Raw genomic sequence first — 20,857 nt, 5'->3', positions numbered from 1 at the left:
TCTTCGTCTCAAGCAAGAGGAAACGGGTCCGAACGATCGGACCGTACTTGTAAGAGCGTGAGTATAACCATGAAGACCCGTATCGCCGCTGTCGTCACCGCGCTTGTCCTTGGCGTTGCCCCGGTCTCGTCTGCCATGGCCGCCAACGGTGCCCGCTGGACCGGCTTTGCACCCTACGATGTCGAGGCGACCCATTCCCTCGGGCTCGGCGTCCACGACAACCCGAATTACGAGGGCTGCCCGATGAGCTCGGCGGCCGAGGGCAACGCCAACCAGCAGACCCGCCCCGTGAAGCAGTACGGCCAGACGGCCGGCGGCTACCGCTGCTGATCGCCCCCTCGAACGCTCGGCTGCCCAGGCGGCGCAGGCGTTCCGACCGGTTGCAGGCGCATGTCCGCGGCCGTTTCGAGCGCCGGCCCCCCTCCCGAGCGGGAGGGGGGTTACGTCGAGGCCTGCAGGAGCGGGGGCACCGCGCCGCGCGACAACCGGACATCACACCCCATGCCATGAGGGGACGCCACGCCATGACATGCACGACCCTGAAGCGAGCCGGACTGATCCTCGGCCTGATCGCGTCGCCGGTGTGCCTGAATGCGGCGCAGGCCGGCCCCTATACGGGCACGGGCGGCGGTCCCGAGACGACGGTGAACGCGCCCTATCGGTCCTCGGTGGGGCAGACGGTCCCGCCGGGACGCGCCGCGGCGCCGCTGCACGATCCGCACGAGCGGACGAAGCGGCAGAAGGATCTCGATCCCGTCCTCGGCAGCATCTGCGACGCCTGCTGAACCGGCCGCAGAGCCACCCTGACGTCTGATCGGCACCAACGGGATTGGTCATTTGGATTGTTCGTACGACGCCTGTGTTCTGAGCCAGGTCCGCTGCCATCTCGGTGAGGGACCGAGCTACGATCCGCGCACGGACACGGCGTGGTGGGTCGATATCCTGGAAGCCCGCCTGTTCGAGAAGCCGGTCGCCGGATCCCGCAAGGCGCTAATCCACGTCCTGCCGTTCCAGGTCAGCGACGTGGCCGCGATCGACGGCTTCCACCAGCTGCTGGCGGCCGAGGACGGCCTCTATGTCCGGGCGATCCGCGATGGCGACATCCGGGTGCTGTGCCCGCTCGAGGAGGAGCTGACGGGCAATCGCTCCAATGACGGCCGCGTCCATCCGAGCGGCGCCCTCTGGATCGGCACCATGGACCGGGACGCCGCCAAGGGGCGCGGCTCGATCTACCACGTCGCCGGCACCCGGGTGCGGCGCCTGTTCGGCGGCCTGACCGTCCCGAACGGGATCAGCTTCTCCCCGGACGGCGCCACCGGCTACTTCGTCGACACCGACGAGGGCGTGCTGCGCCGCGTCCCGCTCGATCCGAGGACAGGCCTGCCGAGCGGCCCGCCCGCGACCCATTTCGACCATCGCGGCGGCGAGGGCGGCATCGACGGTGCCGCGGTGGACGCCGAGGGCCTGATCTGGACCGCCCGGTTCGGTGCCGCCTGCCTCGACGCCTACAATCCCGACGGCGAGCGGGTCCGCACCGTGCCGGTCCCGGTGCGGCAGCCGACCTGCCCGACCTTCGCGGGCCGCGATCTCGACCGGCTGCTGGTTACCTCCGCCTACGAGGGCATGGATGCGGCCGCGCGCGCCGCCGATCCCGAGCACGGGCGGACCTTCCTAGTCGATGTCGGCGCCCGCGGCCTTCTGGAGCCGGCCTTCCGGCTCGGCGCCTGAACACAGGAGAATCGATGTCAGATCCGGGCGAGCGCCCCTACCAGCCGATCGAAGCCTATGCCCTCATCGGCAATTGCGAGGGCTGCGCCCTGGTGGCCCGGGACGGGTCGATCGACTGGGCCTGCCTCGAGCGCTTCGATGCCGAGCCGACCTTCTCGCGGTTGCTCGACCGGCGGCGCGGCGGCCATTTCACCATCCGCCCGGCGGGCCGGTACGAGACGACGCGGCAATATCTGAGCCGCAGCAACATCCTGGAGACCACCTTCACCACCCAGGACGGCTTCGTCACCCTGCACGATTTCATGGTCGGGCCGGAGGGCGGACCGGACCGGCCGCGCCTGGTGCGGCGGGTCAGCGGCATGTCCGGCCAGGTCCCGATGGTGGTCGCGTACCGGCCGCTCGCGGGCTTCGCCGAGCGCTTCGCCCGGCCGGCGATCGACGGTGGCCGGGTCGTGACGCCGGGATGCCCGAGCCTCCTCGCCGACGTCGCCCTGGCCCCGGACGGGGATGGCGCCACCGTCCGCTTTACCCTGGCGGCCGGCCAGGAGCGCAGCTTCAGCCTCTACACCGACACGCTGCCGAATGCGCCGCCGGATACCCGCACCCTGATGGAGCGGACCCGCAAGGCCTGGGTGCTGTGGACGCAGGATGCGGCCTATACCGGGCCGCTCGCCGACGAGCTGATCCGCTCGGCCCTGGTCCTGAAGGCGCTGACCTACGCGCCGACCGGGGCGATCGTCGCGGCCGCCACGACCTCGCTGCCGGAGGAGATCGGCGGCATCCGCAACTGGGATTACCGGTTCTGCTGGATCCGCGACGCCTGCCTGTCCTTCTACGTCCTGAAGAAGTTCGGGATGCTGCGCGAGGCCGAGGCGTTCTTCGGCTTCGTCACCGACCTGTGCGAGCGGGCCGAGGGCCGGCTGCGGCCGCTCTACAGCGTCGCGGGGGAGGGCGACCTCAGCGAGACCACCATCGCGCATTTCGAGGGCTGGCGCGGCAGCGCGCCGGTGCGGGCCGGCAACGAGGCCGCCGAGCAGCACCAGGCCGACGCCTACGGCCAGGTGCTCGACCTGCTCTACCTCTACACGCGGCTCGGCGGCACGCTGCCGGAGGCGATGCAGGGCCATGGTGCCCGGCTCGCCGACATCTCGGCCGCGCATTGGCACAAGCCGGATGCCGGCCTGTGGGAGCCGCGCAAGCCCGAGCAGCGCTACCTGCACGCCGCGATCATGAACTGGGTCGCGCTCGACCGGGCGATCCGCCTGTTCGGCCCGCGGGAGAACTGGTGCCGGGAGCGCGACCGGATCGTCGCCTGCGTGAACCGCGAGGGCATCCACCGGGACGGCTACTACCCGCAATATCTCGGCGGCGACGACGTCGACGCCGCCCTGCTGATGGCCCCGATGGTCGGCTTCCCCGTGGACGAGGCCGCCTTCGCCCGCACCGTGGATGTCGTGATCGAGCGCCTCGGCCGCAGCCACCTCGTCTACCGCTACCGGAACGACGACGGCCTGCCCGGCCACGAGGGCACGTTCCTGCTCTGCGCTTTCTGGCTGGTCGACGCCCTGCTCTGGCTCGGCCGCGAGGAGGAGGCACGGACCCGCTTCAACGCCCTGCGCGCCCTGCAGAACGATGTCGGGCTCTACGCCGAGGCGGCGGCCGATGACGGCACCTTCCTGGGCAATTTCCCGCAGGCCTTCAGCCATCTCGGCTTCATCCACAGCGCCCTGATGCTCGACCTGTTCGAGCATGGCGGCCGCGCCGCGGTGCAGGGCACCTACGCCGACCGCTCCCTGCGCGAGACGGCGCTGCGCCGGGTCCCGGAACTCGCCGCCGACTGACCGCTTCCCCCTTCCATCCCCCAGCCCGGAGGTCCCATGTCCGTATCGAGCCGCCAGGAAGCCCGCCTGCTCAGCGCCGACGAGGCCGACCTCGTCGCCCGCTCCCATCACCCGAGTTTGCGCGAGGCTGACGATACCGGCCTGGCCGAGCTGATTACCCGGCTGCGCGAGCGCCGGGACCGCGCCCGGGACGTCTCCCGTCGTCAGCGCCGGGAGCTTCGCGGCAAGGCGGCACCCTCCGGCACGCGCCCGGCGACCGACAATACCGGCACCCGCCAGAAGGCGGCGCTGCTCGCGGCCGCGGTGAAGCGCGCCAGCAAGGAGAGCGAGCGGCGCCGGAACGCGCAGGCCCGCGGAAGCCTGGTCGCGACGTCGCGCCGGGCCCTGGCGCTGAAGCAGGCGGCCGGCGACCGCCCCGCCGGGCGCCCGGCCTCGCGCACCGCCAATGCCGGAATGAACCCGGTGCCGAACGAGAACCTCGCCCCGTCCGGCGCGCTCGACAGCCAGGGCCAGGAGGTCGCGATGCGGCGAGGCGGCGGGCCGCGGTAGGCACAGTCCGACGCCGCGGCTCTATGGGCTTTCACGCCGATGATGTAGTCCCTTGGAGACGGAGGGCTTCATGGCCGACGCTGCCCACCAGCCTCATCCTCTGACGATCGCCGACTACGACCGGTTCGTGGAGGCGCAGCACGACGACCGCGAATGGGAACTCGTGGACGGTGAGCTCGTGATGATGAGCAATCCGACCGAGAACCATGAGCAGATCGCCGGAAACATCGGCGCGCCGCTCAAACTCGCAATGGATGCCGCCGGATGCCGGAGCTATCAGGGCGGCATGCGCGTCCAGCGTTCAAGCGACAGCCGGGGCAAGGACAAGACAAAACCCGATATCGTCGTCCGCTGCGGTCCGCGGCAGAACCAGACTTACGTGACCGATCCGCTCGTCGTGGTCGAAGCGCTGTCGCCCTCGATGATGGACTATGACAGGGGCGGCAAGCTCAAGTTCTACAAGTCCCTGCCGACGCTGCGCCACATCGCTCTGATCTACCAGGACCAGATGCGCGTCGAACACTACGAGCGGACCGACGAGGGGTGGCGCCTCGATGTTTTGACCGCGCCAGACGATGTCCTGAGGTTCGACGCGGTCGATTTCGAGATCGACCTCGACCGGACCTATTTCGACGTTCCCGTGCGGCGACCGATCCTGGACGCCGGCTAGCTCCGTTGATCCCCGCTCCGTTCACCGCCCTCGACGACCGAAGTCGGGAGATCCCGGCGGGCTAAGGTCGGACGCCAAAGATACCGTTTCGATTTGTAACGGCGTCGCCGGTCCGCTGCCTTGTCGTTATGTAAGCGTCCGCCCGAACCACCACCCCGTCATTCCGGGCTCGCCTCCGGCGCCCCGGAATGACGGGGTGATTGCTTGGGCGTACCCGCAGACCTCTACGGTGCTCAGTAACAAAGAAGCCGGCAGATTATCTTCATGACCGGCCGGCTTCTTGCTCGAAAAACATTATGCGCTTGGCTCCACCACGCTCAACCTGAGAGTGGAAACAGCCACTGAGGTCCCAGGTGCGGTCGGCTCAGTTCAGCACGACGACCTTGGCGCCGACCTTAACCCGCTCGTACAGATCGGTGACGTCGTCGTTGGTCATGCGGATGCAGCCCGAGGAGACCGCCTGGCCGATCGTGTCCGGCTCGTTGGAGCCGTGGATGCGGTACTCGGTGTTGCCGATATACATGGCGCGGGCGCCGAGCGGGTTCTCGATGCCGCCGGCCATGTAGCGCGGCAGGTCGGGGCGGCGGGCGATCATGGCCTTCGGGGGCGTCCAGGACGGCCACTCGCGCTTGGCGGTGATCTTGTTGCTGCCGCTCCAGCTGAAGCCCGGGCGGCCGACGCCGACGCCGTAGCGGATCGCCTCGCCGTTGCCGAGCACGAAGTACAGGCGGCGCTCGGCGGTGGAGACCACGATCGTGCCCGGCGCGTAGGGGCCGTTGAACGCAACGATCTCGCGCGGGATCGGCTGGACCTGCGCCTGCGGCGCGTCCTGCACGCCCTGGCCGTAGCCCGGGGTGCCCTGATAGCCGTACTGGCCCGGATCCGAGTAATACTCCTCGGCGCCGTTCTCGCCGAACGGGTCGTAGGCGGGAGCTGCCAGCGCCGGCGCAGCGGCAAGAACAGTTGCGGCGAGGAGCGCCGCGAGCGCGGTGGCCGAGGTCTTCATGGTGAGCCTGCCTGTGCAATAACCTTTGCTATTACAAGCGTGAGCATAGGTTGGCAGTTCCACGCCGCGAAGAAGATTTTGGCTGGCGCTGGAATACGTAAGCGGGTTTGCGCGTGCCCGGCGCCGGACCCCCGGTGTTGCATCGATCCGGTGCGAATGCTGGTAACCATCCTGCGCGATCCAATCCACGCCGTCAGGCGACTTCGTCGGTATGGACATCGAAGCGCGCCAGGTGGGCGTAGCCGAAATTCGTCGAGATCGCGCAATCGGTGGCGTCACGGCCGCGGGCCATGACGATCCGGCCGATCCGCTGGCGGTTGTGCCGGGCGTCGAACGTGTACCAGCGCGGGCCGTCCGGCCCCTCCAGGTAGACCTCGAACCAGGCCGAGAAATCCATCGGCGCCGGGTCCTTCGGCACGCCGATATCGCCGAGATAGCCGGTGGCGTAGCGCGCCGGGATGTTCATGCACCGGCAGAACGCCACCGCGAGATGCGCGAAGTCCCGGCAGACGCCCTCGCGCTGCATGAAGCCATCATGGGCGGTGCGGGTGGCGTCGGCGCGCTGGTAGTCGAACCGGATGCGCTCGTGCGTGTAGGCGACGATTGCCTGGACCCGCGCCCAGCCCTCCGGCGTGCCGCCGAACAGGGACCAGGCGGTCTGCGAGAGCTTGTCGGTGTCGCAGTAGCGGGACCCCAGCAGGTAGACCATCACGTCGTCCGGCAGGTCTTGCACGGGAATCTGCCGGGCGTCGGGGGCATATTCGTCGAGCAGGCCGGAATCCTGGATCGTGAAGTCGGCCGAGATCGTCAGCAGGCCCGGCGGCGCGACGATGCGGTGGCAGACATTGTCGTACACGTCCCGGTACGCGTGCGACGGGATCCACGGGTCGAAGTTGATGACCTGCGGGGTTAGCAGGTCGGCCATCCGCGACGGGTGGACGCTCAGCATCAGGATCATCGGCGTCGGCTGAGTCAGGCTGAAGGCGATGTCGTATCCGGTCCTGATCTTCATCGCGGCCACCTGTATCCTCTCGCCCCGGCGGGTCGCCCCGCAGCTCAGTCCGGTTTTCGGGTCTCAACGCGCCACTATTGGCGGATGAGCCTCAATTTCGCGTGTTTTTCCCCGCTCGTCAGGCAGCTCGACCACGTCGACGTCCACCCGCATGCCGAGGTCGTCGCTGGCCAGGCCGAAGAACGAGCCGTGCAGGGGCACCGCCTGCGCCGGATCCCGGGCCACCGCCACGCGGATCAGGTCGCGGTTGCCGACGATCCCGTTGGTCGGGTCGAACTCGATCCAGCCGGCGCCCGGCAGGTAGACCTGCAGCCAGGCATGGGTCGAGCCTCCGCCGACATGGCGGGCTCGGTCGTTGCGCGGGTTGTACAAGTATCCGGAGACGAACCGGGCGGCCATGCCGAGCGCCCGCACCGCCTCCATCATCAGCACCGAGAAGTCGCGGCACGAGCCGCGCTTGCTACGCAGCGTCGTCAGCGGCTCCTGCACGCCCTTCTCGGAGCGGGCCAAATAGGTGAAGTTCGCCCGCACGCTGCGGGTCATGTCGGCGAGCAGCTCCTGGGTCGGGATCCGGCCCTCGCGCGGGATGAAGCTGCGCGCCCAGGCATCGACCTCGTGGCGCGGGTCGGGCCATTGCCGCTCGATCGACCGGGACAGGTCGGGCATGTCCTCGGCCCCGTAGCCGAACGGGTAATGCGTGGCGTGCGGCGCCAGCGGGAAGACCGGCGCGTGTTCGGGCGTGTGGTCGAGGGTGATGCCGCACGCGAAGGTCAGCGTCTCGGCCCGGACCGCGAAGGTCGCCACTGCGACGCAATTGCCGAACACGTCGAACATCCATCGCAAGGCGGCGGGCTCGGGCGTGATCTCCAGCGAAGCCTCGATCAGCCGCTGGTCGTAGCTGTCCCGGGGCCGGAACATGATCCGGTGCTCGCCGAAGGCGACCGGACGCCGGTACCGGTAGACCGTGCGGTGACGGACGGACAGGATCGGCAAACTCAGGGGCTCCGGGCTCGCGCCGATGTCCCGACCCTCAATGCAAGGGCCGGGCCCGACGGCGCGGCTGCGGCATCAGGTGACGGGCGGCGCCGGATCGGTCGTCGCCCGCTCGGCCTCGACCAGCACGTCGAAGGGCCGCCAGGGCTTGGCGATGAACACGGCCTCGCTCGGCAGGTCCGGGCGCCGGATCCCGTGGCCGGAGGTGACCACCAGCCGCGCCCGGGGCCACAGGGTCGCCACCGCACGGGCGAGCTGGAGCCCGTCCATCTCGCCGGCGAGCCGCACATCGGCGAAGACCAGGGCCACGTCGCCGCCGCGCGCCTGCAGGACGGTGAGCGCCGCCTCGGCGCTGTCGCAGCCGACCACGTCGAGCTCGGTCTCCTCGAGCAGGGTCTCGGCCAGCGCGCGGATCTGCGGATCGTCCTCGACCACCAGGGCGAGGCGCTGCGCCACGGCCTCGGTCGCCGCGGGCTGGGCCGGGTGCGGTGCGGCGGGCTCGGCCTCGCTCTGCCGGACCCGGCGCACCAGGGCGGCGAGATGCTCCGGCACGCCTTCGGAGACGAGATCGTCGTAGATCGAGGCGAGCGTCTGGCCGATCTGGTCGAGCGGGATGCTCGGCGAGAGCGTTTCGGTGAGCGGCGTGCCTGCGCTCGACAGAGGCTTTCTCAAGAACGTCCCCCGAAATCTCCGTATCAGGCCACGCGGACGCGGCGCTTGTGGACGAACGTCGGCAGGTCGCGGGGGGTTGCGCGCGGCGCCGCGAATTGGCGGCCCGCTCGCTCAGGCGTTACTGCGTGGCGACGCCGCTCTCGGCATCCGCGTAGGCCATGATGCCGGACACCGCCCGGACGTTCTGGTAGCGGGTGCCGCGGGTGCTCATCATCGCCTCGAATTTCTCGTGGACCTGGGCCACCGAGAGGCTCGCCGGCTTGCGGTGCCGGCCGCGGCCGACGAAGCGCCCGGCTGCGAAGAAGATCGAGCGGTTGGCCCGGGCCGGGCCGGGCAGCAGCGCGGCCGCGGCGGCGGCCGGCTTGTTCACGACGTTGGCCAGGAACTCGCCGGCATCGTCCACGCCCAGGAAGTGCGCGAGGTAGACTTCGCCGAGGGTGAGGTCGCGGCCGATGCGCTGGGCGATGCGCCCGGCATCGCGCTTCAGCATCTCGCCGGCCATCAGGGCCGAGAGATAGGGGTCGCGGCGCAGCTCGAGCACCCGGGTGCGCTCGGCGGCATCGGTGATCACCGGCCGGTCGTTGGCATCCGAGGAGACCAGGGCGGCCTCCTTCTCAAGCCCGTATTTCGGGCCGAAGTCGCGCACCACGCCGAGCCAGGTGCGCTCGATGAACTGGTAGAGGCCGGTGGCCGAGGAGGTCTTGGCCTGGACCGCAGTGACGAAGCTCGATTCCTTGTCGGCCACCGCCATCAGCAGGACCGGGTCGGTCTGGACCGCCTGGGCGGCGCGCACGATCGTCTGCACCAAGTGGCGCCGGATCTTCATCGGGCCGAATTCGAGGATGTCGTTCGGGTCGCCGCCGGCGCTCTCCGAGAGCAGGAAATCGTAGGAGACGCGGTCGACGCCGTTCGAGCCGACCGCGGTGTCGAGGTCGTGGACGGCGGCGAAGCTCGCCGAGGCGCGCAGCGGCGTACGCTCGATCTCTTCGCTCAGCGCCACGGTATGGATCCGCGGGCGCGGCATCGGCAATTCGGTGGCGGCCTGCGCCGAGGAGACGGCCTGGTTCAGCCCGACCTTGCCGAGATCGACGCCCGACCCGATCAGGGCGGCGCTGAGGCCTCCGGCGATCAGCGAGACGGTGAGCAGCGAGCGGGCGAGCGCCGGGACGCTCCCGTGGGCGCGGCCGACCATCGGCTGTGCGGTGATGGCATCGGCGCGGCCGGACCCGAACCGGCCCTGCTGACCCGTGACGTTCCTCGGCGATCCGACCGTGCGGCCCTGCATCGTGTACCCGATTCCTCACGCGCCCTTGATGGCGCCACGGACTCACCATCGCTTGACAGATGTGGCGACAACACGGCCGTGCTTGTGGCGACCGTGGGGCGGGCCGGGGAGATTTCGCGGTAGACGTGTCGGTACCCCGGGCTGGATCGCCTTCTGCGAGCGTACGCCGCGGATCCGGAGCGCGTCTCATCCAAGGCCTTGCAAGGCCTTGCCGCCCTTCGCGATTGCTACGCGATCGGGAACGGCTCTAAGAGGGCGGCATGCGGGCCCCGCCTGAAACGGGTGACGGCCCAGTCCCTTGAGCCCTGCTTAGAGTTCTGCCCCGATGAGCGGCGTCAACGAGATCCGGTCGACCTTCCTCGACTACTTCGCGCGTGCGGGACACGAGGCCGTGCCCTCCTCGAGCCTCGTTCCGAAGAACGATCCCACGCTGATGTTCACGAACGCCGGCATGGTGCAGTTCAAGAACGTCTTCACCGGTGTCGAGAAGCGCGCCTACGATCGGGCGACCACAGCGCAGAAATGCGTGCGCGCCGGCGGCAAGCACAACGACCTCGACAATGTCGGCTACACCGCGCGCCACCACACGTTCTTCGAGATGCTCGGCAACTTCTCGTTTGGCGACTATTTCAAGGACCGCGCGATCGAGCTGGCCTGGACGCTGATCACCAAGGAATTCGGCCTCAAGCCCGACCGGCTGCTCGTCACCGTCTATGCCGACGACGACGAGGCCGCGAACCTGTGGAAAAAGATCGCCGGCTTCTCCGACGACAAGATCATCCGGATCGGGACCTCCGACAATTTCTGGCAGATGGGCGATACCGGCCCCTGCGGCCCGTGCTCGGAGATCTTCATCGACCAGGGCCCGGCGCTCCAGGGCGGCCCGCCCGGTTCCCCGGACGAGGATGGCGACCGCTTCCTCGAGTTCTGGAACCTCGTGTTCATGCAATACGAGCAGCTGGAGCCCGGTGTGCGCAACCCGCTGCCGCGGCCCTCGATCGATACCGGCATGGGCCTGGAGCGCATGGCCGCGATCCTCCAGGGCGTTCATTCCAACTACGACACCGACCTGTTCAAGGCGCTGATCGACGCCGTGGCGCACGCCGTCTCGCGGGCGCCCGAGCCCGCCACCATGGCCTCCTACCGGGTGATCGCCGACCACCTGCGCGCCTCGTCCTTCCTGGTCGCCGACGGCGTGCTGCCGGGCAACGAGGGCCGCGGCTACGTGCTGCGCCGGATCATGCGCCGGGCCATGCGGCATGCCGAGATCCTCGGCGCCCGCGAGCCGACCATGTACCGCCTCGTCCCGACCCTGGTGCGCGAGATGGGCCAGGCCTATCCCGAGCTGATGCGCGCCGAGGCGCTGATCGGCGAGACCCTGAAGCTGGAGGAGACCCGCTTCCGCCGCACCCTGGAGCGGGGCCTGTCGATCCTCGATTCGGAGAGCCGCGACCTCAAGTCGGGCGACAAGCTCTCGGGCGAGACCGCCTTCACCCTCTACGACACCTACGGCTTCCCCCTCGACCTGACCCAGGACGCTCTCAAGGCCCGGGGCATCGGGGTCGACACCGAGGCGTTCACCGCCGCGATGCAGCGCCAGAAGCAGGCGGCGCGCGAGGCCTGGAAGGGCTCCGGCGAGGCCGCCACCGAGACGGTCTGGTTCGGCATTCGCGAGCGCGTCGGCGCCACCGAGTTCCTGGGCTACGAAACCGAGGCCGCCGAGGGTATCGTCACCGCGCTGCTGCGCGACGGCGCCGAGGTGAAGAGCCTGGAGGCCGGCCAGACCGGCCTCGTCCTGGTCAACCAGACGCCGTTCTACGCGGAATCCGGCGGCCAGGTCGGCGATACCGGCCTGATCCTGAGCGCCGGCCTGCGCGCCCGCGTCACCGACACCGAGAAGAAGCTCGGCGACCTGTTCGTCCACCATGTCAGCGTGGAGGAGGGGATTCTCAGCCTCGACCAGCCGGTGGAGCTGAAGGTCGACCATGCCCGCCGCAAGGCGATCCGGGCCAACCACTCGGCCACCCACCTCCTGCACGAGGCCCTGCGGCAGGTGCTCGGCGACCACGTCGCCCAGAAGGGCTCGCTGGTGAGCCCCGACCGGCTGCGCTTCGATATCAGCCACCCCAAGCCGATCGAGGCGGACGAGCTCGCCCGCGTCGAGGACATCGCCAACGCGGTGCTGCTCCAGAACGCCCCGGTGGTGACCAAGCTGATGGCCGTGGACGACGCCATCGCCTCCGGAGCCCGGGCTTTGTTCGGCGAGAAATACGGCGACGAGGTCCGGGTCGTCTCCATGGGCCTGCCGGTCGATGCGGACGGCGCCGAGACCGATCGGGGCCGGCTGAAGAACTTCTCCATCGAGCTCTGCGGCGGCACCCATGCCGCCCGCACCGGCGATATCGGGACGATCAGCATCGTCGGCGAAAGCGCGGTCGGGGCCGGCGTGCGCCGGATCGAGGCGCTCACCGCCGACGCGGCGCGCCACCACCGGGCCGAGGAGGCCCACACCCTGGCAGCATTGGCCGGGATCCTGAAGGCCCCGGTCTCGGAGGCGCCCGACCGCCTCACGGCCCTGATGGAGGAGAAGCGCCGCCTCGAGCGGGAACTCGCCGACACCCGCCGCAAGCTCGCCATGGGCGGCGAGACCGGATCGGGCTCGAACGCCCGCCAGAGCGAGGTCGGCGGCGTGGCGTTCCGGCGCTCGGTGGTCGAGGGGCTCGACATGCGCGACCTCAAGCCGATCATCGACGAGGAGAAGAAGCGGCTCGGCTCCGGCATCGTGGCGATCGTCGGGGTCTCGGCCGACGGCAAGGCCGGCCTGGTGGTCGGCGTCACCGAGGACCTGACCGGCCGCTACGACGCGGTCGGGCTGGTCCGCGCGGGGGCCGGTGCGCTCGGCGGCAAGGGCGGCGGCGGCCGCCGCGACATGGCCCAGGCCGGCGGCCCCAACGGCGCCGGCGCCGAGGCGGCCCTCGACGCCATCGAGCAGGCGCTGACCGCGGCGGCCTGAGGCGTTCACCGGAGGGCCGCGGCGTTACCGACGCGGCCCTTCGGATCCGCCCGGCGGGATGCACCAAGCTGCCCCGCCCTAACCCTCCTCGCGCGCGGATCTGCATCGATCCGGTCGACGCGCGAGTGCCTTCTCCCGTGCGGGCCAACGGATTCGCAGAACGCGATCCGGATGGTTTTCGGCCGCAAGAGGAGTCTCTCGGAGGCCAAACCGCGCTTTCCCGCCCCCAGAGGGGGGAGCGAGGCGCGCTTGGGTTTGGCCTAGGTTCTCGCCGCGGGGCGCGCCGCCACGCGCTTGATCAGTTCACCCGGGTCCAGGTCTGGCGCTTGCAGAACACGCTCATCACGCAGCCCGAGACCTCGAGCGCGTTCGGGCCGGTCAGCCGCAGCGAGCCCGAATAGGTCTTCCCGTCGTTCGGGTTGTAGAGCGAGCCGGTGAAGCTCGACCCGTCCGCCTGCTGGGCGTTGAGGATCTGCACGCCCACGACGCTGCGGTTGCGCAGGGCCGGGTCCGGGTTCTTGGCGTCGAGCGCCTTGCCGGGGGCGCTGACGATGGTGCCGCAATAGCCGCCGCCGCAGGGGGTGATCTTCACCCGGGAGCTGCCGGTCTCGGTCAGCCAGAGTCCGGCCGGGTCGGCCGCGAAGGCTGGGCCGCCGAACGGCACCGTCACCAGCACAGCCAAGACCGTCCGACGCAGCGTCGATCCCATCCGCAATCCTCTCAAGACCAATCCTCGCCGCTCTCTTACCGCGAAGCTTCCGGCAGCGCACCGCCCAGATAGGTTTCGGCGACCTCGCAGAACGGCTGGCCGGCCCCGGTGGAGAGCACCGCGTCGATCTCGAACAGCTTGTCGTCGGGGCCGGGCGCCGCGGCCTGCGGGAACGGGCGGACCTCGATCGTCCGCCGGGTCGGCTCCAGCGGTCGCACGACCCGCCCGAACGGGGTGCGGGTGCCGTCCAGGGTGGCGTTCATCTCGGGCGTCAGGCGCGCCGGGACGTACCAATTGTCGGCCTCCGACAGGACCCGGTCGCCGCAGGCCAGGCGGACCCGGCGGTAGCGCACCGGCTCGTCCGGGCCGATCGCCAGGCGGGCCCGCTGCGCGGCGCTGAGCGGCTTGTCGGCCACGTCCATGCGGCGGGCGACGAGATGCGGGTCGCCGGCGAGCTTGTGGTCGGCGCACCAGCTTTCCAGGGCGAGGGTCGCGCTGTGGGCCGCCAGCACGCGGCTCTGCAGGGAGGCGATCAGGGCGGCCTGCGGCTGGGCGGCGGCCGGCGCCTCGGCCGCGACGGCCGACGGCCTCATCGGGATCCCCGCCAGCGCCGCCGCGAGGCCGAGATGGAGTGCCCAGTCGCGCCGGACCAGGAAGGCGACGCAGCGTTTGACCGCCCGCGGATCAAGCGCCGTGAAGGTGAGCTTTGGCATCGGAACGTCCCGGAACGGATAATTCGGCACACCGCATCGTCTCGGCCCGAATCCCCCCGGGGTGGAGGCGTCCTGTTCTTCTGAAGACGGGCCGGCGCAGCCGAGCCGTCCCCGGCCTCACGCCGGACGGTTTATCCAAACCGCGTCGCGGGGTCGAGGGCGTCACGCGTGTCGGGCCCGACTCGAGCGCGTGATCCGACGCGCCCGCTTGCGCCGAACCGGCATCGCCTTCAGCGCCGGACGGGCGGCAGGTCGGTGCAGAGGCCGAGCGCGGCCTCGGCGGCGAGCCCGATGGTCTCGCCGAGCGTCGGGTGCGGGTGGATCGTGCGGCCGATATCGGTGGCGTCCGCGCCCATCTCGATGGCGAGCACGATCTCGCCGAGCATGTCGCCCGCGCTCGGGCCGACGATGGCGCCGCCGACGATGCGCTTGGTCTCCGCATCGAACAGCAGCTTGGTCAGGCCGTAATCGGCGCCGTTGGCGATGGCCCGTCCCGAGGCCGCCCAGGGGAAGCGCGCTACCTCGACCGCCCGCCCGGCGGCCTTGGCGGCGGTCTCGGTGAGGCCGGCCCAGGCGATCTCGGGATCGGTATAGGCCACCGACGGAATCACCGCCGCGTCGAACCCCGCTTTGTGGCCGGCGGCCACCTCGGCGGCGACGTGGCCCTGGTGCACCGCCTTGTGGGCGAGCATCGGCTGCCCGACGAGGTCGCCCACCGCCAGGATGTGGGGCACAGCGGTCCGCATCTGCGCGTCCACCGGCACGAAGCCGCGCTCCACCGCGACACCGGCCGCGTCGAGGCCCAGCGCGTCGCCGTTCGGGCGCCGGCCCGCCGCCTGGAGCACCAAGTCGTAGACCTGCGGCTCCGCCTCGCCCGCGAGCGTCACGGCGATGCCCTCCGGGGTGGCGGCGGCCGAGACGACCTCGGCACCGGTGCGGATCCGGTCGAACCGGTGGCCGTTGCGCTTGGTCCAGACCGCCACGAGGTCCCGGTCCACCCCCTCCAGGAGGTTCGGCAGGCGCTCGACCACGTCGACCCGGGCGCCGAGCGCGCTGTAGACCGTCGCCATCTCCAGGCCGATGATGCCGCCGCCGATCACCAGCAGGCGCCGGGGCACGAAGGGCAGCTCCAGCGCCCCCGTGGAATTCACGATCCGCGGATCCTCGGGCAGCATCGGCAGGCTGACCGGCGACGAGCCCGCCGCCACGATGGCGCTTCGGAACTCGACGGCGCGGCGTCCGCCCGCCTGCAACGCCACCGACACTGCGTTGGCCCCGGTGAAGCGCGCGGTGCCGCGCACGACCTCGACCTTGCGCTGGCGCGCCATCTGGGTGAGTCCGTCGGTCAGGCGCCGCACGGTGGCGGCCTTGAACGCCCGCAGCTTGTCGAGGTCGATCGTGGGCGCGCCGAAGCTGATTCCGTGGGCGGCGAGCCGTCCGGCCTCCTCCGTCACGGCGGCGACGTGCAGCAGCGCCTTCGAGGGGATGCAGCCGACATTCAGGCAGACGCCGCCCAGCGTCGCCTCGCGCTCCACCAGGATCACGCGCTGCCCGAGATCGGCGGCCCGGAAGGCCGCCGCGTAGCCGCCGGGGCCGCCGCCGATCACCAGCACGTCGCAGGCTTCCTCCGCCGGCGCGTCAGTCGGGGCCGCGACGGGGGCCGCCGTCTCCGTCTCCACGGTGACCCGGGCGATCAGCGTCCCGGCCGAGACGGTGTCGCCGAGGCCGACCAGCATCTCCACCAGCCGGCCGGCGACGGGCGAGGGGATGTCGAGGGTCGCCTTGTCGGATTCGACGACGAGCAGGGTCTGGTCGCGGGCGACGGCGTCCCCCGGCGCCACCGGGATCTCGATCACCGGCACGCCGGAAAAGTCGCCGATATCGGGGACGCGGATCTCGCGGGTCTCGGGCATGGCGGCGGCGATCACAGTCGAAGGGGATGGGCGGAAGGCATTGAGGTTGGCAGGGCTTTCACGCCCCGACAGAGGACGAGGCGGTGCGCCCACGTCTCTCCGGAGGCGCGACGCGCGCCCTCTCCCGTGCGGGGAGGGGACCCGCGCTAGGTCCGACGATGTGGCGATGCGCGAGCCCGCACAGGAAGGCGCGTCGCGCATCCGCCATCGCTGTCACAGCAGCGCCCGGCGCAGGTCCGACAGGACCGAAGCGATGTGGCCGAGGAAGCGGGCGGCGGCGACGCCGTCCACGACCCGGTGGTCCCAGGAGAGGCTGAGCGGCAGGATCAGCCGCGGCCGGAACGCCTGGCCGTCCCAGACCGCCTCCGTCCGCGAGCGCGCCGCCCCCAGGATCGCGACCTCGGGGGCGTTGATGATCGGGGTGAAGCCGTCGCCGCCGATGCCGCCGAGCGACGACACCGAGAAGCACCCACCCTGCATGTCCGTGCCCGAGAGGCTGCCCGCCCGTGCCTTGTCGGCGAGCGAAGCCATCTCGGTGGCGATCTCGATCAGGCCCTTGCGGTCGCAATCGCGCACCACCGGCACCATCAAGCCCTTCGGGGTGTCCACGGCGAAACCGATATGGACGTAGTCCTTCAGGACGAGGTCGGCGCCCTCCAGAGAGGTGTTGAAGCGCGGATAGGCCTTCAGGGCCAGCGCGGCGGCCTTGATCAGGAAGGTGACCATGGTGACCCGCGCCGGCGGCGTGCGCGTCTCCGTGTTGAGTCCGACCCGGAACGCCTCGATCTCGGTGACGTCGGCCCGGTCGAAATTGGTCACGTGCGGGATCGTCAGCCAGTTGCGGCTGAGATTGGCCCCGGAGATGGTCTGGATCCGCGACAGTGGCTCCCGCCGCACCGGGCCGAATTTTTCGTAGTCCACCTGCGGCCAGGGCGGCAGGCCGGCGCCGATGCCGGACGACGCGGCGGGCGCCTGGGCCGGGGCCTGGAGCGCGGCCTTGACGAAGGCGTGCAGGTCCTCCCGCAGGATCCGCCCCTTGGGGCCGGTGGCGGGCACCCGGTCGAGGGTGATCCCGAGCTCGCGGGCGAGCTGGCGCACCGACGGGCTGGCATGGACGTCGCCCGACGTGACGGGCCGCTGATCGTCGTTCGACGGCTGGGCCGGGGGAAGGCCCGCTCCGGAATTGCCACGCGCGCTCCCTCCCCCCTCTGCGGGGGAGGGTGGCCCCCGAAGGGGGTCGGGAGAGGGGAGCGCCGTATCCGGAAGAGTGGCGACAGGTGTGAAACCCGCACCGTCGCGCTGCCCCTCTCCCCCCCCGCTTCGCAGGGTACCCTCCCCCGCAGAGGGGGGAGGGAGAGGCGCGGCGGCTGCCTCGCCGCCCTCCGCAGGCTCGACCAAAAGAATCGGCGTACCCTCCGAGACCTTCGAGCCCACCGCGACCAGCAATTCCCGCACGGTGCCGGCCACCGGGGAGGGGACCTCCATGGTCGCCTTGTCGGATTCGATGCTGAGGATCAGGTCGTCCACGGCGAGGCGGTCACCCGGCTTCACCAGGAGTTCGATCACCGGCACGTCCCGGTAGTCGCCGATATCCGGGAGGGCGATCTGCAGCGCGGCGCTCATGCGGGCGGGTTTCCGTGGCTTGTCTCGGGCGGACGGGTTTTTTTTCGGGGCGAGGTCCGTGGTCGGGCCTCGCGAAGCGTTTGGGATTTCCGGGGGATCCCCCACCCACACCCTCATCCTGAGGTGCTGCGCAGCAGCCTCGAAGGAGGGCTCCGGGGATCGCGCGGCCGGCTGGAGGCCTCCTTCGAGGGCTCCGCTTCGCTGCGCCACCTCAGGATGAGGGTGCGGGCTGGATGTCTCAGATCGTCCAGGGCGCCGGCGTCTCCGCGTCGATCCCGTAGCGTCGGATCGCCTCGGCGACCGTGGCGCGGGGCACCGTGCCGGCCTCGGCGAGCGCGTGCAGGGCGGCGACCACCACGTGCTGCCGGTCCACCTCGAAGAAGCGGCGGAGCGCGTTGCGGGTGTCGCTGCGGCCGAACCCGTCGGTGCCCAGCGTCACGAACCGCGCGCCGACATAGGAGGCGATCAGCTGCGGATAGGCCCGGACGTAGTCGGTGGCCGCCACGACCGGCGCCGTGCCGGGCAGCAAGGTGGCCACGTGGCTCACCGGCGCCTCGGCCTCCGGGTGGAGCATCGCGCTGCGCTCGGCCTCGCGGGCGTCGCGGGCCAGCTCGCTGAAGCTGGTGACGCTGAACAGCTCGGCCGCGATCCCCCAATCCTGCGCCAGCAGGCCGGCGGCCGCGATCACCTCGGGCAGGATCGCGCCAGAGCCCAGCAGCCGCACCGCCGCGGGAGCCGCATCCGGCCCCGACAGGCGGTACATCCCCTTGAGGATGCCGGCCTCGGACCCCTCCGGCATGGAGGGCTGAGCGTAGTTCTCGTTCATGGCGGTGAGGTAGTAGAAGGCGTCCTCGCCCTCTTCCATCATCGCCCGCGCGCCGCGATCGACGATCACCGCCATCTCGTAGGCGAAGGCCGGATCGTAGGCCCGGCAATTCGGGATCCCGGCGGCGGCGAGGTGGCTAGAGCCGTCCTGGTGCTGCAGGCCCTCGCCGCCGAGCGTCGTGCGGCCCGCCGTGGCGCCGATTAGGAAGCCGCGGGCCCGCTGGTCGGCCGCCGCCCAGATCAGGTCGCCGACCCGCTGGAAGCCGAACATCGAGTAGTAGATGTAGAATGGGAGCATCGACAGGCCGTGGACGCTGTAGGACGTGGCCGCCGCCGTCCAGGACGAGATCGCCCCGGCCTCGGTGATGCCTTCCTCCAGCAGCTGCCCGTCCCGGGCCTCGCGGTAGTAGAGCATCGAGCCGGCATCCTCCGGCTCGTAGAGCTGCCCCTCGGGGGCGTAGATCCCGACCTGCCGGAACAGGTTGGCCATGCCGAAGGTGCGCGCCTCGTCGGCGACGATCGGGACGACCCGCGGCCCGAGATCCTTGTGCTTGAGCAGGTTGCCGAACAGCCGGACCACCGCGGTGGTGGTCGACATCTCCTTGCCGGCCGCCTCCAGGGCGAAGCCCGCATAGGTCGAGAGCGGCGGCACCGTCACGGTCGGCGCGGTGCGGCGGCGGGCGGGCAGCACGCCGCCGAGCGTCTCGCGGCGCTCGCGCAGGTAGCGCATCTCGGCGCCGTCCTCGGCCGGCTTGTAGAAGGCCAGCCCCTCCACCTGCGCGTCGGAGAGCGGCAGGGCGAAGCGGTCGCGGAAGGCGCGGAGCGCGTCCACGTCGAGCTTCTTGGCCTGGTGGGCGGTCATGCGCGACTCGCCCGCGCCGCCCATGCCGTAGCCCTTCTTGGTCTTGGCCAGGATCACGGTCGGCCGGCCCTTCGTGGCCTTGGCGGCGGCGAAGGCGGCGTAGAGCTTGCGGAAATCGTGGCCGCCGCGCTTCAGCCGGTCCACGTCGGCGTCCGACATGTGGGCGACCAACTCGCGGACCTCCTCGTCCTCGCCGAAGAAATGCGCGAGGTTGTAGGCGCCGTCCTTGGCGCCGAGCGTCTGGTACTTGCCATCCACGGTGTCGGCGAAGCGGCGCAGCAGGGCGTGGTTGGTGTCGCGGGCGAAGATCCCGTCCCACTCGGAGCCCCACAGCACCTTGATGACGTTCCAGCCCGCCCCGCGGAACAGGCTCTCCAGCTCCTGGATGATCTGGCCGTTGCCGCGCACTGGGCCGTCCAGCCGCTGCAGGTTGCAGTTGATCACGAAGGTGAGGTTGTCGAGCTTCTCCCGGGCGGCGAGCGCCAGACCGCCAATCGATTCCGGCTCGTCCATCTCGCCGTCGCCGAACACGCCCCAGACGTGCCGGGCCGAGGAGTCAGCCAGCCCACGGTGGCCCAGGTAGCGCATGAACCGCGCCTGGTAGACCGCATGGATCGGGCCGATGCCCATCGAGCCGGTGGGGACCTGCCAGAAATCCGGCATCAGCCAGGGATGGGGATAGGAGCAGAGGCCGTCGCCGGCGATCTCCTGGCGGTAATGCTTCAGCTGCTCCTCGGAGAGGCGCCCTTCCAGGAAGGCGCGGGCGTAGACGCCCGGCGCCGAATGCGGCTGGAAGTAGACGAGGTCGCCGTCCTGGCCGCCCTTGAAGAAGTGGTTGAACCCGACCTCGAACAGCTCCGCCGCCGAGGCGTAGCTCGCCACGTGCCCGCCGAGCTCGCCGTAGGCCATGTTGGCGCGCACCACCATGGCGAGCGCGTTCCAGCGCATGATCGAGGTGAGCCGCTCCTCGATGTCGAGGTCGCCCGGGTAACGCGGCTGCTTCTCCAGGGGAACTGTGTTCCGGTACGGAGAATAGGGCAGCGCCTCGTCGAGGATGCCGATCTCCTTCGAGCGCCGCTCCAGCCGGTCGAGGATGAACCGCGCCCGGGCCGCGCCCTCGGTGCGGAACAGCGATTCGAGCGCCGCCAGCCAATCCTGGGTCTCGGCCGGATCGTGGTCGACCTCGGCGGACCGCGCGATCGTCGTCCTCGGCGGTATGGCGTTCATCGGCGCGGCTCCCAGCTTTTGATCGGAGCATACGGTTTGCCGCGCGGGGCGACATGCCGAACTTTTGTTATTCCCGGGCGAAAATTGGCATATTTTGCCGGGCTGTCGCGTGAATACGGTTGATCATACCGTTGCTTGTGACGTCGCCTCCTCCTGACTCCGACGGGTCGTCCGGTTAGTCCGCCCTCACCGTCATTGCGAGCGCAGCGAAGCAAC

17 protein-coding genes are annotated in these 20,857 nt (G+C 70.5%); 7 read left to right on the top strand and 10 right to left on the bottom strand.

From position 1 onward, the window contains the following. Positions 1 to 69: 69 nt before the first annotated feature. From LGR69_RS15930 to LGR69_RS15905, 6 genes are all read left to right on the top strand, one after another. Positions 70 to 330, top strand: coding sequence for a hypothetical protein (locus tag LGR69_RS15930; protein WP_007564861.1), 261 nt, complete (start codon positions 70 to 72; stop codon positions 328 to 330). Positions 331 to 524: 194 nt separating this feature from the next. Further along, a complete protein-coding gene (locus LGR69_RS15925; protein ID WP_122161238.1) occupies positions 525 to 785 on the top strand; it encodes a hypothetical protein in 261 nt (86 codons plus the stop codon). A gap of 52 nt (positions 786 to 837) precedes the next feature. Beyond that, positions 838 to 1,728, top strand: coding sequence for an SMP-30/gluconolactonase/LRE family protein (locus tag LGR69_RS15920; protein ID WP_230366616.1), 891 nt, complete (start codon positions 838 to 840; stop codon positions 1,726 to 1,728). Positions 1,729 to 1,742: 14 nt separating this feature from the next. After that, the gene (locus tag LGR69_RS15915) at positions 1,743 to 3,569 is read left to right on the top strand and encodes a glycoside hydrolase family 15 protein (protein WP_230366615.1); all 1,827 of its coding nucleotides are present in this window, start codon (positions 1,743 to 1,745) and stop codon (positions 3,567 to 3,569) included. 36 nt (positions 3,570 to 3,605) lie between these two features. Further along, complete coding sequence (locus LGR69_RS15910; protein WP_230366614.1) at positions 3,606 to 4,118, top strand: hypothetical protein; 513 nt, start codon at positions 3,606 to 3,608, stop codon at positions 4,116 to 4,118. A gap of 70 nt (positions 4,119 to 4,188) precedes the next feature. Continuing rightward, positions 4,189 to 4,788 (top strand): Uma2 family endonuclease, encoded by a 600-nt coding sequence (locus LGR69_RS15905; RefSeq protein ID WP_230366613.1) that lies wholly within the window; start codon positions 4,189 to 4,191, stop codon positions 4,786 to 4,788. A 364-nt stretch (positions 4,789 to 5,152) separates the two neighbouring features. On the opposite strand, the gene LGR69_RS15900 is transcribed toward LGR69_RS15905, so the two are convergent. The 5 genes from LGR69_RS15900 to LGR69_RS15880 form a co-directional block, all read right to left on the bottom strand. Further along, positions 5,153 to 5,794, bottom strand: a complete 642-nt coding sequence (locus LGR69_RS15900; RefSeq protein ID WP_091863178.1) for a L,D-transpeptidase — start codon at positions 5,792 to 5,794, stop codon at positions 5,153 to 5,155. Between the two features lie 193 nt (positions 5,795 to 5,987). Further along, entirely contained in the window at positions 5,988 to 6,806 is an 819-nt protein-coding gene (locus tag LGR69_RS15895; RefSeq protein ID WP_230366612.1) for a transglutaminase-like domain-containing protein, read from the bottom strand. A gap of 63 nt (positions 6,807 to 6,869) precedes the next feature. Continuing rightward, on the bottom strand, positions 6,870 to 7,799 hold the full coding sequence (locus LGR69_RS15890) for a transglutaminase family protein (protein ID WP_230366611.1): 930 nt from the start codon (positions 7,797 to 7,799) through the stop codon (positions 6,870 to 6,872). 75 nt (positions 7,800 to 7,874) lie between these two features. Further along, complete coding sequence (locus LGR69_RS15885; RefSeq protein WP_370881352.1) at positions 7,875 to 8,414, bottom strand: response regulator; 540 nt, start codon at positions 8,412 to 8,414, stop codon at positions 7,875 to 7,877. A gap of 175 nt (positions 8,415 to 8,589) precedes the next feature. Then, complete coding sequence (locus LGR69_RS15880) at positions 8,590 to 9,756, bottom strand: transglycosylase SLT domain-containing protein (RefSeq protein WP_007564882.1); 1,167 nt, start codon at positions 9,754 to 9,756, stop codon at positions 8,590 to 8,592. Between the two features lie 325 nt (positions 9,757 to 10,081). Between LGR69_RS15880 and alaS the strand changes: the two genes are divergently transcribed. Next, positions 10,082 to 12,769, top strand: coding sequence for an alanine--tRNA ligase (alaS, locus tag LGR69_RS15875; RefSeq protein WP_230366609.1), 2,688 nt, complete (start codon positions 10,082 to 10,084; stop codon positions 12,767 to 12,769). Between the two features lie 298 nt (positions 12,770 to 13,067). On the opposite strand, the gene LGR69_RS15870 is transcribed toward alaS, so the two are convergent. From LGR69_RS15870 to mdeB, 5 genes are all read right to left on the bottom strand, one after another. Next, a complete protein-coding gene (locus tag LGR69_RS15870) occupies positions 13,068 to 13,478 on the bottom strand; it encodes a DUF2147 domain-containing protein (protein ID WP_091863175.1) in 411 nt (136 codons plus the stop codon). Positions 13,479 to 13,513: 35 nt separating this feature from the next. Then, positions 13,514 to 14,191: a hypothetical protein gene (locus LGR69_RS15865; protein WP_091863174.1), complete on the bottom strand. Its 678-nt coding sequence runs from the start codon at positions 14,189 to 14,191 to the stop codon at positions 13,514 to 13,516. A 230-nt stretch (positions 14,192 to 14,421) separates the two neighbouring features. After that, complete coding sequence (lpdA, locus tag LGR69_RS15860) at positions 14,422 to 16,104, bottom strand: dihydrolipoyl dehydrogenase (RefSeq protein ID WP_230366608.1); 1,683 nt, start codon at positions 16,102 to 16,104, stop codon at positions 14,422 to 14,424. A 213-nt stretch (positions 16,105 to 16,317) separates the two neighbouring features. Further along, positions 16,318 to 17,727: a 2-oxo acid dehydrogenase subunit E2 gene (locus tag LGR69_RS15855; protein ID WP_230366607.1), complete on the bottom strand. Its 1,410-nt coding sequence runs from the start codon at positions 17,725 to 17,727 to the stop codon at positions 16,318 to 16,320. Between the two features lie 238 nt (positions 17,728 to 17,965). Then, positions 17,966 to 20,641 carry an alpha-ketoglutarate dehydrogenase gene (gene mdeB, locus LGR69_RS15850; protein ID WP_230366606.1) on the bottom strand — a complete coding sequence of 892 codons (2,676 nt, stop codon included), beginning with the start codon at positions 20,639 to 20,641 and terminating at the stop codon, positions 17,966 to 17,968. Positions 20,642 to 20,857: the final 216 nt, after the last annotated feature.

Source organism: Methylobacterium brachiatum (genome assembly GCF_020523825.1).
Classification (GTDB): domain Bacteria; phylum Pseudomonadota; class Alphaproteobacteria; order Rhizobiales; family Beijerinckiaceae; genus Methylobacterium; species Methylobacterium brachiatum.
This window is presented reverse-complemented; position numbering and strand designations above follow the sequence as displayed.

What these genes read in the sequence shown, in the direction of transcription:
- LGR69_RS15930 (WP_007564861.1), top strand. Translation starts at nt 70, where the DNA reads ATGAAGACCCGTATCGCCGCTGTCGTCACCGCGCTTGTCCTTGGCGTT.
- LGR69_RS15925 (WP_122161238.1), top strand. Translation starts at nt 525, where the DNA reads ATGACATGCACGACCCTGAAGCGAGCCGGACTGATCCTCGGCCTGATC.
- LGR69_RS15915 (WP_230366615.1), top strand. Translation starts at nt 1,743, where the DNA reads ATGTCAGATCCGGGCGAGCGCCCCTACCAGCCGATCGAAGCCTATGCC.
- LGR69_RS15910 (WP_230366614.1), top strand. Translation starts at nt 3,606, where the DNA reads ATGTCCGTATCGAGCCGCCAGGAAGCCCGCCTGCTCAGCGCCGACGAG.
- LGR69_RS15905 (WP_230366613.1), top strand. Translation starts at nt 4,189, where the DNA reads ATGGCCGACGCTGCCCACCAGCCTCATCCTCTGACGATCGCCGACTAC.
- LGR69_RS15900 (WP_091863178.1), bottom strand. Translation starts at nt 5,794, where the DNA reads ATGAAGACCTCGGCCACCGCGCTCGCGGCGCTCCTCGCCGCAACTGTT.
- LGR69_RS15895 (WP_230366612.1), bottom strand. Translation starts at nt 6,806, where the DNA reads ATGAAGATCAGGACCGGATACGACATCGCCTTCAGCCTGACTCAGCCG.
- LGR69_RS15880 (WP_007564882.1), bottom strand. Translation starts at nt 9,756, where the DNA reads ATGCAGGGCCGCACGGTCGGATCGCCGAGGAACGTCACGGGTCAGCAG.
- alaS (WP_230366609.1), top strand. Translation starts at nt 10,082, where the DNA reads ATGAGCGGCGTCAACGAGATCCGGTCGACCTTCCTCGACTACTTCGCG.
- LGR69_RS15870 (WP_091863175.1), bottom strand. Translation starts at nt 13,478, where the DNA reads ATGGGATCGACGCTGCGTCGGACGGTCTTGGCTGTGCTGGTGACGGTG.
- LGR69_RS15865 (WP_091863174.1), bottom strand. Translation starts at nt 14,191, where the DNA reads ATGCCAAAGCTCACCTTCACGGCGCTTGATCCGCGGGCGGTCAAACGC.
- lpdA (WP_230366608.1), bottom strand. Translation starts at nt 16,104, where the DNA reads ATGCCCGAGACCCGCGAGATCCGCGTCCCCGATATCGGCGACTTTTCC.
- LGR69_RS15855 (WP_230366607.1), bottom strand. Translation starts at nt 17,727, where the DNA reads ATGAGCGCCGCGCTGCAGATCGCCCTCCCGGATATCGGCGACTACCGG.
- mdeB (WP_230366606.1), bottom strand. Translation starts at nt 20,641, where the DNA reads ATGAACGCCATACCGCCGAGGACGACGATCGCGCGGTCCGCCGAGGTC.